Raw genomic sequence first — 13,370 nt, forward strand, 5'->3', positions numbered from 1 at the left:
AAGGCCGATGCTTTTTTTAAGATATCGACGTCGCCGCGCAGTTGCTTGTTCTCGGCTTCAAGCTGGCGGATGCGTTGCTGCTCAGCGCTGAGCGGCTTGCCGATACCGGGGCGACCTGCAGCCTCTTCATCAGCCTGGGCTAGCCATCGCCGAACGGCCGTCTCGCCAAGCTTCATGTCGCGGCAGACATCGCCGACGCTCAAGCCCTGCACACGAATCATCTGCACGACCTGCAGCTTGAACTCCGCGTTGAATGTCCTTCGTTTTCTCTTGCTCATATTCCTCGTCCAGGTGGGTTGCACCTATCGAGGTGTCCAGGGAAATTAGACCAGCACAACGCCCTATGGTTCGGCGGTGTCGGTCAACATTGCCGCCGTCAACGATGCGCCCGTGGTGGTGTCGCCCAGCACGCCAGTGGCCTTGGCGGGCATCAACGAAGACCAAGGCAATGGCACCACCACCGGCACCAACCCCGGCGCCACGGTCACCAGCCTGTTTGGCGCGCGCTTTAGCGACGTGGACGCGGGTGCCAGCATGAGCGGCATCGTGGTGGTGGGCAATGGTTCAGCGCTTGCAACAGGCCAATGGCAGTACAGCACCACAGCCAACGAGTGGCATGACATTGGCACGGTCAGCGCCGCTGATGGCCTTGTTTTGTCTTCGGCTACCCAGCTGCGCTTTGCCCCGGCAGAAAACTGGTTTGGCATGCCCGGCGAATTGGATGTAAAGCTGCTGGACAACACCCAAACCACATTCACCAGCGGCGCCACGCCGCAAAAACTTAATACCAGCACCGGCACCGCCGTGTCCACCGGTATCGTGAAACTGGGCACCACCGTGGCCTCGGTCAACGACCTGCCGACCATCAGCAGCGATGTGACTGCGGCCAGCCTGACCGAAACCGCTGCGCTTGACACCAGCGTGGCCACCGCAACGGGCGCACTCACTGGCACGCTCGCCGTGACCGATGTGGAAGGCGTGGCCTCGGTGGGCATTCGCGGTGGCAGTGGGACAACCACCGTCACCAAAGCCGGCTTCTTTGGCACGCTGACGCTCGACACCGGCACCAAGGAGTGGACTTACACCCCCAGCAATTTCACCGCCATCAACGCGCTGGGCGAGGGCAAAACCGCCACCGACACCTTTGACTTCAGCGTGGCCGACACCAACGGTGCCACCGCCAGCCAAGCGCTCACCATCACCTACACCGGCACCAACGATTTGCCCGTGGTGGCTGCTGCCATTGACGACCAAGTGTTCAACGGCAGCGGCGCGTGGAGCTACCAGATACCCGCCAACACCTTCGCCGATGCCGAGGGTACCGACCTGACGTACACCGTGCAGGTGGTGGACAGCGGCGGCGCTGTGCTGGACACCATCACTGGCGTCACAGCTGGTGATGCGAACAAGCCCTCCAACTGGCTGATTTTTAACGAAGCCTCGCGCACCCTGAGCGGCAAACCCACCACCATCACCACCGCAGGCCTGCCGCTGAACATCAAGGTCACGGCCTCGGATGGCAACGGCGGTACGGTGGCAGACACCTTCACCGTCACGCTCAACGCACCTGCTTCGGCTGCCAACCCCACCCCAGGCAACCTGGCGCCCACCACCACCGACGACCACCTTGTCACCACGGGCAGCGCCGCTGTCACGCTCACCATCAATGACTTTGGCTCCTACAGCGATGCCAATGGTGATGCGCTGGCGTTGGTCTTAATCGTGTCGCCTCCTCCTTCGGGGGTCAACGGCAGTTTGACGTACTCAACCGATGGGAGCAGTTGGAACGCCGTCACGGGAGCCCTGCTAATCACCAAAGAAAATATCGACTTGGGCTATTTGAAGTTCACGCCCGGCACCAGTCCAGCCGCCATCACCTTCAAAGTCAACGACGGCACCACGTACAGCGACGCGCAAACCCTGACGGTGGACGTGGGCACCAAGACAACAGCCGTCAACATGGATGCCTCGACCGTCACCACGGCCAAGGCCAGCGAGTGGACTTCGGTTTACAGCGACAACACAACGGTGCTGGATGGCTACAGCGGTACCGTGCGGGTGGTTGTTGAAGCCACGGGCGGCACCGTCAAACTGGCCAGCGACGCCGGCGTAACAGCCATTACCCAAGGTTACGCTGCCAGCTTGACCGTCGGTGGGACCAGCATCGCGTTTGAAGGCACTTTGGGCCAAGTCAATGCCGCGCTGCAGCAGCTGCAAGCCAACTTGGCCACCAATCCCAACATGACGCTGACCGTCAGCGCTATCAAGGGCGGGTCGGCGTACAACCCACAGAACGGGCACTACTATGAAGTGGTGACTGCAGGCGCTAGTTGGGATGCAGCCAATGCGGCAGCTGCAACGAAAACTTTCAACGGCTTGAAAGGCTACTTGGCCACCATCACCTCGGCAGAGGAAAACGCTTTCATTCTGAGCAAATTGCCCAGCACTTCGTGGATTGGGGCGAATGATGCTGCAACAGAAGGCACTTGGACGTGGATTTCAGGGCCCGAGGCTGGCACCCCTATTTATACGGGCGGCGCTACAGCTCCAGGGCAGTACACCAACTGGAACAGCGACGAACCCAGCAATTCACTGCAAGGTGCGCTTCGCGAAAACTATGCAGCGTTTTTTGCCGCAGGAGCTGAGGCCGGCAAATGGAACGATGTCAAAGAGACAGACGCGTTCGCCTACATCGTCGAATACAGCGACGGCTTTGCTGGCGGCACCGTCTTAGAGCAAGCCTCCCGCACCATCACCCTGAACAAAGCCCCGGCCAGTTCTGCGCCCGTGCTGGCGATTGCGGGCGATGCCAATTACACCGAAAACGCAGCCCACAAAGCCCTGAACCCGGCGCTGGCCTTGACCGATTTGGACAGCACCACGCTGGCCAGCGCCACGGTCACTATCGGTGCAGGAAAAGTCGCTGGTGATGCGCTGGCGCTGACCAATGTGCCTGGCACCATGGGCAATATTGCCGGGGTATATGTCGATGGCGTGCTCACCCTCAGCTCATCCGGCAACTCGGCCACCCTCGCACAGTGGACTGCCGCACTCAAAGCCGTCACCTTTGCCTCCACTAGCGACAACCCCGGTGCCAGCCGCACCCTGAGCTGGCAAGTCAACGACGGCACTAACGCCAGCAACGTTGGCACCACCAGCATCGCAGTGACCGAGGTCAACGATGCGCCGGTGGCCATCAACGTGGCAGATTGGACGGTGGGTGCCGGCCAAGCGGTGAGTTTGGACATTGGCAACGTATTCACCGACCCCGAAGGCCAAACCGTCACCTACAGCGCGGAGTACCAAAAAGCAGACGGCTCATGGGCTGCTGTGCCTGCCAGTGCTGGCTTCTGGCTCACGTTTAACCCCACCACCCACATCTTCAGCGGCAACCCCCCAGCGGGCTTGCCTTTCCTGAACTTGCGGGTCAATGGCACCGATACCTCAAACGCGGTGGGCTCCACCACCTTCAAGCTGAACCTGGCCGATGCCACCAGCGGCGCCGCCGCAGCCAACACGCTGGGCACGGTCAGCATCAGTGGCAGCACCACTTTGGGCGCTACGCTGACCGCCACCGCCCCGACCGATGCGGACGGCTTTGTGCCGGCCAATGTCCAGTACCAATGGCAGATGTTGGTGGGCAGCACTTGGACCGACATTGGCGGTGCGACGGCCAGCACCTTTGTCATCACCCAAGCCCAGTCCAATAAACAGGTGCGGGTGCAGGCGCTGTACAACGACGATGGTGGCTTTGCCGAAGCACCTGAATCCAACGCACTGACGGTGCCAGCCCTTAACGTGGCCGGTGTGGTTGCCGTGTTGGGCAGCACCACGCCCGACGAGGTGCTGGTGGCCTCGCTCAGCGACGCCAACGGCATCGTCGGCGTGACCCCCACTTACCAGTGGTACAGAGGCACTACCGAGGGCGCGCTGACCACAGCCATCACGGGTGCCACCGGCAGCTCGTACACGCTGACCCTGGCCGATGGCGGCAAGTATGTGTCGGTCCAGGTGACCTACACCGACAACGAAACCACGGCTGAGACGGTGATAGGCGGCACCACTGCCCCCATCACGCTGGGTGCCTACCCCCCCGTGGCCGTGAACGATGCCAACACCGCCACAGAAGCCGGCGGCGTGGCCAATGGGCTTGGTGGCGCCACGGGCGGCAGCAACGCCACCGGCAATGTGCTGACCAACGACACCGATGAGAACACCAGTGACACCAAGGCCGTGGCCGGGGTGCGCACGGGCAACAGCGAAGGCTCGGGCGAAGCGGGTGTGCTGGGTGCCGATGAGTTCTACACCCTCAGCGGCATCTACGGCACGCTGAAAGTGAAAGCCGATGGCAGCTACACCTACACCGTCAACCAGACGGCGGCCAATGTGCAGGCGCTCAAGGCGGGCGACACGGCCACTGATGCGTTCAACTACACGGTCAAGGACAGCACCAACAAAACAGACGTTGGCGTGTTGACCATCACCCTGACCGGTGCCGATGACACGCTGGAGGCGAAGAACCTGCCGGCCAGCTTCGCGGTCAACGAAGACCAAAAAATGGCGCTGGTCATCCCCAGCGACTTGAGTTTGGTGGACCCTGATTTCTCGGGCGATGCCACCATCACCTTGGTGGCCAGCGCCGGCACGCTCAGCGGCGCAAGCGGCCAAAGCGTGGTGGTGACCGGCACCGACACCGCCACCCTGACGCTGGTGGGCACCCTGGCCCACATCAGCACTTGGCTGACCACCGCCGGCAACGTGCAATACACCGGGGCACAAGACGCCAACGGCACGGCCGCTGCAACGATTACGTTCAATGGGGGCGGTTCGGCTTTGGGCACGGCCAACGTCAACATCACGGCGGTGAACGATGCCCCGGTGATCAGCAGCAACAGTGGCGGCGAAACGGCTGCCATCAACTACCAAGAAAACGGCACCGCCCCAGTCACCACCGTCACTGCTACGGATGTGGACGCGGGCGATACCCAAACCTTCAGCATCAGCGGCGGTCTTGATGCCAACTTGTTCCGCATCGATGCCAGCACCGGCGCGCTGACCTTTAAAAACAGCCCCAACTTTGAATTGCCCACTGATTCGGACAACAACAACAGCTACTTGGTCACTGTGAAGGTCACCGACGCTGGTGGGTTGAGCGACGAGCAGGCGCTGACCGTCAGCGTGACCGATGACACCGGCCCCAGCGACCCGATTGAAAGCGGCGGCACAGCGCCGGTGACGATTACGGCTCCGGTAGATAACGCACAGCTCAACATCACCGGCAGTGGCGCGACCACGGTGACCAACCCAGCGGGCAATTTGAGCGTGGCCAACAATGGCTCAGGCACCACCACCGTGAGCGGGCTGATTGCCAATGCCAGCCTGAATGCCAGCGGCACCGGCCCGACCCAAATCAGCGATCCAACAGGCAGCCTGACCGTGGCCAACAGCGGCACCGGCACGGTGACGGTGGATGGCCTCAATACCGGTGCGGCGTTGGCGGCCTCGGGCACGGGCCCGACCGCGCTGACCAATCCCGATGGCAACCTGAGCGTGGTCAACAGTGGCACGGGCACTGTGACTGTCAGCGGCCTCAACCCCGATGCCAGCCTGAGCACCAGCGGCACCGGCCCCACCCAGGTCAGCAACCCAGAAGGCAGCCTGACGGTGGCCAATACCGGCGCCGGCACCGTGACAGTGGATAGCCTGAATGTGGATGCCACGCTGACCAGCACCGGCACCGGCCCCACCAGCGTGACTAACCCCGATGGCAACCTGAGCGTGGCCAACAGCGGCACCGGCACCGTCACGGTGAGCGGCCTCAACCCCGGTGCCAACCTGAACACCAGCGGCACCGGCCCCACTCAAGTCAGCGACCCAGAAGGCAGCCTGGCGGTGGTCAATACCGGCACCGGCACGGTGACAGTCGATGGCCTCAATACCGGCGCGGTGCTGACCGCCTCGGGCACTGGCCCGACAGCGCTGACCAACCCCGACGGCAACCTGAGCGTGGCCAACAGCGGCACCGGCACCGTCACGGTAGCGGGTCTCAACCCCGGTGCCGGCCTGAATACCAGCGGCACTGGCCCCACTAAAGTCAGCGACCCAGAAGGCAGCCTGACGGTGGCCAATACCGGCGCGGGCACCGTCACCGTCGATGGCCTCAATACCGGTGCGGTGCTGACGGCTTCGGGCACGGGCCCGACCGCGCTGACCAACCCCGACGGCAACCTGAGCGTGGCCAACAGCGGCACCGTCACCGTCACCGTGAGCGGCCTCAACCCCAATGCCAGCCTGAATGCCAGCGGCACCGGCCCCACCCAGATCAGTGATCCAGAGGGCAATCTGACGGTGGCCAACACGGGTACGGGCACCGTCACCATTGCGGGTCTGAACGACGATGCCGTGCTGAGCAGCAACAGCACCGGCCCCATCAGCGTGCTTAACCCCGATGACGATCTCACTGTGGTCAACAACGGTACTGGCACGGTGTCGGTCGATGGTCTGAATGCGGGTGCCATCCTCAAAACCAGCGGCTCTGGGCCCACCACCGTGACCAACCCCGACGGTAACTTCTCGGTGGCCAACAACGGCACCGGCACCGTCACGGTCATGCAGCTCAAAGCGGACGCCATTTTGAACACCACGGGCACCCAGCCGGTCAATCTGGACCTGAGCCATTTGGTTGCACCCCAAACCATCACCATCGACAACGATGGCACCGGCGTGGTCAACCTGCTGAACGTGCCGGAAGGGGTCATCATCTTGTCCACCGGCAGTGGTACTGGCGCATTCAACTACGCGCCCACGCTGAGTGGGGTGCCGGGGAGCGCGCAAGCGGTCACCGCCGGCACCGCTGCTGATTTGGCAGACTTCACCGTCGCCGACAGGGACGTGAATCACTCGCTGACGGTGACGCTAAAAGCTACCAATGGCAGCATCAGCGGCCTGACCGATGCCGATGCCAATACGGCCGGTATCCAGCTGACCGGCACGGCCAGCGCTATCAATACCGCGTTGGTGGGCGCTAAATTTACCGCTTCAGCCGCAGGCGCTGCCAGCATCGGTATCAGCGTGTCTGACGGCATGCAGTCGGCGACTTCTACCTATCAGCTCACTGTGGCTTCTACGCCAGATACGTCAGGCCCATCAGATCCATCAGGCCCGTCAGATTCCAACCAAGTCGATGGCACCACAGTGACGACCAGTGTTACCACCAACTCGGAAGGTCAAGCAGTGACCACCTTGGTCGTCGCTCCCGTGCCAAGCAACCGCGCCGAAGATGGTGCTACCCCCAATGCTGGATTGGCCGATATCGCACTGGCCAAAGACAGCAGTGGCGCGGCGCTTATCTCGGTGGGTCTGCCTGTGGGCGTGGGTATCGAGTCCGAAGCCATTAGCGCCGACAGCCTCACGCTGCGCCAGATGCTGGTGGGTACTAGCCAAGCGCGCCTAGGCGAAGGGGCGGCACTGAGCCAAATTATTCAAGACGGTATCGATCAGTACCTGCCCACTGTCGTCGACCCGGCGCAGATAGCGCTGCGCACGCTCACGCTCAAAGCAGCCCCAGACGCAGTGGTCGCCGGTACGCTGGCGCAACCCATTGTTATCAGCGGCGCTTTGGGCACCGGCGAGGCCAGTGCTTTGCACCCGCATCGCGGCGAGGCGCTGGTGATTGACGTGCGCCAACTGCCGGCCAATACCGTGCTGCAACTTGACAATGTGGAATTTGCCATCGTCATTGGCCAATGCACTGTGATTGGTGGCTCTGGGCGCAACTTTGTGATTGGTGACTCCAGCGCGCAGACCATCATCTTGGGCGCTGAAGACGATGTGCTGCACGGCGGCGGTGGCAATGACTACATCGGCTCCAAGGGCGGCAGCGACCAGCTGTACGGCGACGCTGGCAACGACACCTTGAGTGGTGGCAACGACAACGACAGCCTGCACGGCGGCGACGGCAACGACACGCTGTACGGCGGCAAGGACGTGGACACAGCGGTATTCACCGGCCAGCGCAGCCAATACGACGTGACACAAAAGTTTGGCGTGTTCACGGTGCGGGCTTTGTCGGGCAGCGAAGGAACAGACACGCTGGTCAACGTTGAGCACATCCAGTTTGCCGACCAAACTATGGAGATTGGCAGCAAGACTGAGTCCCTGTCGTGGCTGGCCACGCTGTACCAGCAAGTGCTGGGACGCCAAGCCGACTTGGGCGGTTTTCAGTGGTGGGCACAGCAAGCCGACAGCGGCGTGGGTGAGGGCCAAGTGCTGATGGGTTTTATTCTCTCGAAGGAGCGCATCGCCAACACTGGCCAAGACTTCAACACGCTCAACACCGCTGACAAGGTCGAGTATTTTTACAACACCATCTTGGCGCGCCCCTCCGAGGCTGCCGGCAAGGCCTGGTGGATTGAGCAAATCGACCAAAATGGCCAAGATTTGGTGCACGTGGCGCAGCAGTTTATGCACTCGGCCGAGCTGACGGGGCAGTACCTGGCACCTAAAGACTGGGATTTCTTTATCTAATTCTGCAACGATCCCCGCAAAACCCCAGCCACCCTTGGTGGCTGGGGTTTTTTATGTTGAATCGGCCTATAAGCCAGTGAATACGTGCGCTAGCAGCTATGATTTTTTTGAAGGTATGCAGCGGCGGGCAAGCGGATGTTATTGGGCAAAATGGCAGTCAGCGTGCTGCGGTATGGCAGGCCGCTACCGAAGTGCTGGCACGCCCAAAAGCAAGCAGGGCCAGCATCAAACCTCACTCTCTGGCAGAGTTGCAGCTGGCTTGGCCCGAACGCGCCGCCCTCTTAAAACCGCACAAGGAGCTTCCCATGGCCGAACTATTCAACCGCTTACCCGGCTTTCAAAAGACCCCCGCCGGCCAAGAGCGGCAAGTGCTGCGCCGGCTGCCGCGTATCTTGGCTATCGGCACTTTGCTGCTGTGCCTACCGTCGCTGGCGGCGCGGCTGTGGTGGGCCGGCGCGCCGGACTATGAAGTGGGCTCGCTGATCACCACCGTGGATATTTACGCCATTGGTGTGCTGATATTGCACTGGACGGCGGTGCTGACGGTGGGCATTGGCGCCGTCATCGTCACCATCATGAAAGGCCCAGCTTACGTGGCCGATGCCTACCCGATGGAAGGCCTGGACCGGCCTGATAGGCCGCTGTAGTGGTTTAGGCCACTTGCGCCATCAGCTTGAAGCGTTTGGCTGTCGCCCGCACTTCTTTCATGCGCCCGTGGCCGGGCAGTATTTTTTCGATGATGGTGACCAGCCCGGCGCGCTCTAACTCATCAAGGTCGCGTTTCACCGCACTGCGGTCGCGCTGCAGTCGTATGGCAATGTCTGTGATGGATCCGGGCGTTTCCTTGACAGCACGAAACAGCGTTAAGCGGGTGGCGGTGATCAGCTTCATCAAGTCGTAAGGGTCTTCAAAGCTGATGATGCGTTCTGGGGCCAAGGTTTTTCCACTGTCGATGGCTTTGGCCAATTGGCGTCCGCGCTTGAAGAAGGCGTCTTCTGTGCCGGTTTGGATAGTGAGCTTGGTCATTTGCAGTCCTTCAATGCGATCCAGTCGCGTTCAAAGCGTTCCTCCACATCGTCAAAACTGACAAACGCGATAGGTTCGACAACGCCAAAGTAGTGCCGATGGTGATAGCCATGGGCGTTGTCATAGCCAACGACACGTCCGTTGTCTGCTGCATGGAGGTTGTGGTTGATGTAGGCAAGGTTGTAGCGCGTCACCTTGCCCTTGCCGTCGGCCCAGACTTCTCGCCTCAGTGTTCCGTTGCCTCGCTTGTCAGCAATTTTGTGCGATTCATCATGGATTTTAGCATCAGCCATGATTTATGTTATCACGGCTGATAGGCCCTGCGCTTGCTGTTATGCGGCGCTGGTGCCAAGCCAGCCAGATCAGCCCCAGCCCGGTCAGGCTGATCGGCACCAGCGAGCCGTAGTTCAGCAGCTCCCAGCCCTTGGTAGTCACCAGCGCGCCGGAGGCAAACGAGGTGATGGCCATGGTGGCGAACACAAAGAAGTTGATGCTGGCTTGGGCGCGGTCTTTTTCTTCGGGGCGATAGGCCTGCATCGCCAGCGTGGTGCTGCCGGTGAACAAGAAATTCCAGCCGACACCCAGCAGCGCCAGTGCAATGGTGAACTGGTGCAGGTCTTGCCCTGACAACGCCACCAGCACGCAGGCCAAATTGAGCAACACGCCGACGCCCATGATGGGCAGCACGCCAAAGCGATGGATGAGGTGACCGGTGAAAAAGCCTGGCGCAAACATACCGATGACGTGCCACTGCAACACCACGGCGGCATCGCTGAACTCAAAACCGCAGACTTGCATCGCCAGCGGCGTGGCGGCCATCAGCAGGTTCATCACGCCATAACCCAGCGCTGCGCCCATGACGGCGACGGCAAATTTGGGCTGGCGCAGCAACTGGCCCAATGAGCGCCCCGGTGCCGCTGCTGCGCTGGCTGCACGTGCGGCGGCTGACGGCAGTGGCTCAAAGCGAATCAGCGCCATCAAGGCCATTGACAACAGCGCCACGCCGACCAGTGCCAGATAAGCGCCAACAAACGGCACGCTGAACAGGTTGCGTGCGTGTTGCGCCAGATTCGGCCCGGCGATGGCGCCCAGCAAACCGCCGGCCAGCACCAGTGACACCGCCCGGTCACGGAACGCCACGGCGGTTAATTCAGCGGCAGCAAAACGGTACAACTGGCCGTTGGCGCTGTAGTAGCCCGCCACCAACGTAGCAGTGCACAGCAGCCAAAAATTGCCCGTGAACGCCGCCTGCGCGCACAGCAGCGCCGAGCCCAGCGCCACCGCCAGCCCAATTTGAAACGACACCTGCCGCCCCCAGCGCCTTTGTGCGCGCGCTACCAGCGGCGTCGCCAGTGCGCCGCCGACCACGTAGCCCATCACCGGCAGTGTCGCTATCCAGCCATAGGGTGCCAATTGCAGGCCGACCAGGCCGTTGATGGCGATAAACACCACGTTGTTGGTCAGAAAAAGGCCTTGGCACAGCGCCAGCAGCCACAGGTTTTTGTTCATAACAAGCAGGAGAAAAGAAAAGTGTGCCGCCGAGCGGGTGAATGGCCCAGTAAAAGCATCAAGCGTTTGCTCGCCACTTGACACACATCATGGCGCGCGGGGTGGTTGTGCGTATGGTCTCGGGGCTGTGTAAAGGTGCGCTGCTCGCGCCCACGTTTAACACCTAAGTGTATGCAAGACATGACCTCTCCCGACCGCGCGGCTGCTCTGGCCGATGCCCCTGCCCAGTCCGTTGAATCCAAACCGTTTGAACTGGTCTGCCCCGCGGGCAGCCTGCCAGCGCTCAAGGCGGCGGTAGACCACGGCGCTGACTGCGTTTACCTCGGCCTGCGCGACGCCACCAACGCGCGCAACTTTGCCGGCCTGAACTTTGACGAGGCGGCGATTGCCAATGGCATCCGCTACGCCCACGACAAAGGTGCCAAGGTGTTCATGGCGCTCAACACCTACCCGCAAGCCAGTAACCCTGAGCTGTGGCGCAGCGCGCTCGACAAGGCCGCCGATTTGGGCGTCGATGCCGTCATCCTGGCCGACCCCGGCCTGATGCAGTACGCGGTGCAAAAGCACCCCAAGCTGCGCCTGCACTTGTCGGTGCAAGGCTCTGCCACCAACTACGACGCCATCAACTTCTACCGCGAGCAGTTCGGCATCGTCCGTGCGGTGCTGCCGCGCGTGCTGTCGCTAGAGCAAGTGCAGCGCGTGATTGAGCGCACACCGGTCGAGATTGAAGTCTTCGGCTTTGGCAGCCTGTGCGTGATGGTCGAAGGCCGCTGCGCGCTGTCGTCGTATGTGACCGGCGAGTCGCCCAACACCCACGGCGTGTGTTCGCCGCCCAAAGCGGTGCGCTGGGTCGAAACCCCGCAGGGCCGCGAGTCGCGCCTGAACGGCGTGCTGATTGACCGCTACGCCCCCGGTGAAAACGCTGGCTACCCGACGCTGTGCAAAGGCCGTTTTGACGTCGGTGACGACGAAAACTACTACGCGATTGAAGAGCCAACCAGCCTGAACACGCTGGAGTTGCTACCGCAGCTGATGAAGATGGGCGTGCGTGCGCTGAAGGTCGAAGGCCGCCAGCGCAGTCCGGCCTATGTGGCGCAGGTCACCAAGGTGCTGCGCGAAGCCATTGACCACAGCATCGCCAACCCGCACCGCTACGCCGCCAAACCGGCGTGGATGGCCAGCCTCGACCAAGTTGCCGAAGGCCAGCAACACACGCTGGGCGCTTACCACCGCCCTTGGAAATGACAATGAAACCTTCCTTGAAACTCGCCCTCGGCCCGCTGCTGTACTACTGGCCGCGCGATACCACCATCGCCTTTTACGAGTCCGTGGCGCAGATGCCGGTGGACATCGTCTATCTGGGCGAAACCGTCTGCTCACGCCGCCACGAAATGCGTTTGGCCGACTGGCTGGAGATTGCCGCCCGCCTGCGCGCTGCGGGCAAAGAAGTGCTGCTATCGACGCAAGTGCTGCTCGAATCGACCGCTGAAGGCGGCACCATGCACAAAATTGCTGGCCAGAACGATTACCCGGTCGAAGCCAACGACATGGGCGCAGTGCAGCGCCTGAGCGGCAAAAAACCGTTTGTCGCCGGCCCGCAGCTCAACCTGTACAACCAGCCGTCGCTGACGTGGATGGCCAGTTTGGGTGCTAGCCGCTGGGTGATGCCGCTGGAAATGAAGCGCGCTGACTTGGCCGTGCTGCAAGCCGGTCGCCCCGCCGGGTTGGAAACCGAAGTGTTTGCCTATGGCCGGATGCCGCTGGCGTACTCGGCGCGCTGCTTTACCGCGCGCCACCGCAATCTGCCCAAAGACGACTGCCAGTTCAGCTGCATTGCCCACCCCGATGGTCTGCTGCTGAACACGCGCGAAAGCGAGCATTTTTTGGTGCTCAACGGCACGCAAACCCAGTCGGCGCGGGTGTACAACCTGATGGAGTCGCTGCCAGAAATGCAGGCGATGGGCGTCGAAGTGCTGCGCATCAGTCCGCAAGCCGAGCACACCGGCGACATCGTCGCGCTGTTCGACGCGGTGCGCCGGGGCGCGTTGGCACCGAGCGCCGCACAAGCGCAGCTAGAACCGTTGATGCCCGAGCAGGGTTGTAACGGTTACTGGCATGGCCAGCCAGGACTAGACTGGGTGCCGGTGGCCGCCGCTGCCGTGGCTTAAATAGCACGCCACGGTTTGTTTATTAAGCCAAATCGACCGCTAGCGCTTACAGGATAAGCGCTAGAAGCTATTAAATCAGGAGTATCGAGGTGCCGCGCCCTGTCGCCGCCTGTGAGGCTCTACCGTCTACAAGGATTCCTC

The 13,370-nt window shown here is 61.8% G+C and carries 8 protein-coding genes; 4 read left to right on the forward strand and 4 right to left on the reverse strand.

From position 1 onward, the window contains the following. The coding region (locus Q390_RS0114470) for an IS3 family transposase (protein WP_027994889.1) at nt 1–278 on the reverse strand (278 nt) is incomplete at its 3' end. A 76-nt stretch (nt 279–354) separates the two neighbouring features. Here Q390_RS0114470 and Q390_RS20560 point away from each other — a divergent pair. Then, on the forward strand, nt 355–8,526 hold the full coding sequence (locus Q390_RS20560; protein WP_027996707.1) for a VCBS domain-containing protein: 8,172 nt from the start codon (nt 355–357) through the stop codon (nt 8,524–8,526). A 305-nt stretch (nt 8,527–8,831) separates the two neighbouring features. Next, nucleotides 8,832–9,173, forward strand: coding sequence for a hypothetical protein (locus Q390_RS0114480; protein WP_027996708.1), 342 nt, complete (start codon nt 8,832–8,834; stop codon nt 9,171–9,173). Nucleotides 9,174–9,177: 4 nt separating this feature from the next. Here Q390_RS0114480 and Q390_RS0114485 read toward each other — a convergent pair whose 3' ends face one another. Genes Q390_RS0114485 through Q390_RS0114495 form a run of 3 tightly spaced genes read right to left on the reverse strand, consistent with a single transcriptional unit; the run spans nt 9,178 to nt 11,061 of the window. Next, nucleotides 9,178–9,552, reverse strand: a complete 375-nt coding sequence (locus Q390_RS0114485) for an HVO_A0114 family putative DNA-binding protein (protein WP_027996709.1) — start codon at nt 9,550–9,552, stop codon at nt 9,178–9,180. Beyond that, nucleotides 9,549–9,845: a toxin-antitoxin system TumE family protein gene (locus Q390_RS0114490; protein ID WP_027996710.1), complete on the reverse strand. Its 297-nt coding sequence runs from the start codon at nt 9,843–9,845 to the stop codon at nt 9,549–9,551. Before Q390_RS0114490 ends, Q390_RS0114485 begins: the two co-directional genes overlap by 4 nt. Beyond that, the gene (locus Q390_RS0114495; protein ID WP_027996711.1) at nt 9,838–11,061 is read right to left on the reverse strand and encodes an MFS transporter; all 1,224 of its coding nucleotides are present in this window, start codon (nt 11,059–11,061) and stop codon (nt 9,838–9,840) included. Before Q390_RS0114495 ends, Q390_RS0114490 begins: the two co-directional genes overlap by 8 nt. Nucleotides 11,062–11,241: 180 nt before the next feature. Here Q390_RS0114495 and ubiU point away from each other — a divergent pair, with 180 nt between their 5' ends. Both ubiU and ubiV read left to right on the forward strand, forming a co-directional pair. Further along, the gene (gene ubiU, locus Q390_RS0114500; protein ID WP_027996712.1) at nt 11,242–12,306 is read left to right on the forward strand and encodes a ubiquinone anaerobic biosynthesis protein UbiU; all 1,065 of its coding nucleotides are present in this window, start codon (nt 11,242–11,244) and stop codon (nt 12,304–12,306) included. 14 nt (nt 12,307–12,320) lie between these two features. Continuing rightward, on the forward strand, nt 12,321–13,229 hold the full coding sequence (gene ubiV, locus Q390_RS0114505; protein WP_027996713.1) for a ubiquinone anaerobic biosynthesis protein UbiV: 909 nt from the start codon (nt 12,321–12,323) through the stop codon (nt 13,227–13,229). The last annotated feature ends 141 nt before the right edge of the window (nt 13,230–13,370 follow it).

Source organism: Simplicispira psychrophila DSM 11588 (assembly GCF_000688255.1).
In the GTDB taxonomy this organism is placed as follows: Bacteria; Pseudomonadota; Gammaproteobacteria; order Burkholderiales; family Burkholderiaceae_C; genus Simplicispira; species Simplicispira psychrophila.

Bases quoted from the DNA above. Each gene is read 5' to 3' on its own strand.
- Q390_RS0114480 (WP_027996708.1), top strand. From the start codon at position 8,832: ATGGCCGAACTATTCAACCGCTTACCCGGCTTTCAAAAGACCCCCGCC.
- Q390_RS0114485 (WP_027996709.1), bottom strand. From the start codon at position 9,552: ATGACCAAGCTCACTATCCAAACCGGCACAGAAGACGCCTTCTTCAAG.
- Q390_RS0114490 (WP_027996710.1), bottom strand. From the start codon at position 9,845: ATGGCTGATGCTAAAATCCATGATGAATCGCACAAAATTGCTGACAAG.
- Q390_RS0114495 (WP_027996711.1), bottom strand. From the start codon at position 11,061: ATGAACAAAAACCTGTGGCTGCTGGCGCTGTGCCAAGGCCTTTTTCTG.
- ubiU (WP_027996712.1), top strand. From the start codon at position 11,242: ATGACCTCTCCCGACCGCGCGGCTGCTCTGGCCGATGCCCCTGCCCAG.